The sequence below is a fragment of the Streptomyces gottesmaniae genome, from assembly GCF_031845845.1.
GTDB lineage: Bacteria > Actinomycetota > Actinomycetes > Streptomycetales > Streptomycetaceae > Streptomyces > Streptomyces akebiae.
Genome location: NZ_JAVRFJ010000132.1, coordinates 1 through 455, shown reverse-complemented (window position 1 = coordinate 455; position 455 = coordinate 1). Strand labels below are relative to the sequence as shown.

At 76.7% G+C, this 455-nt stretch carries 1 pseudogene; it reads right to left on the bottom strand.

The annotated features are described in order from the left end of the window. Nucleotides 1–455 (bottom strand): annotated as a pseudogene (locus RM704_RS44715) (hypothetical protein); the annotation flags it as partial.

Sequence of the window (455 nt, the reverse complement as noted above, 5' to 3'; positions counted from 1 at the left end):
ACCGGACTGCGCCGGGCCGTGGATATCAGGCCGGCCGCCGCCAGTCTTCGCACGTCCACGAGGGTGTGGAAGGCGGGGCGGCCCAGGGTCAGGGAGATCTCGGCGGCCGTGCGGAAGCCGTCGACCTGGTCGAGTACGGCTCCCTGCCGGGCCGGGACCGGCGGCGCGTCCAGCCCGACCGCCCTGATCAGCGGGGCCTCGTCCGTCGCCGGGTCGGGCCAGATGCGGTGCAGGAGGTCACGGCGGCGCCGGGCCTCGCGCTCCACGGTGGCCACCGGCACCGGCCGGATCGGCCCCAGCCAGTGCGCGGCCCCGTAACGGAAGCTGGCCGGCGCACTGCTCGGACCGAGGACGAAGTACGCCGCGTCGAAGAGCGCCCCCGCGTGGCACAGCTCCAGCGCGCCCCGGGCGACCCTGCCGCTGTCCACGAGGAACCGCCCGACCCGCAGCCCGGC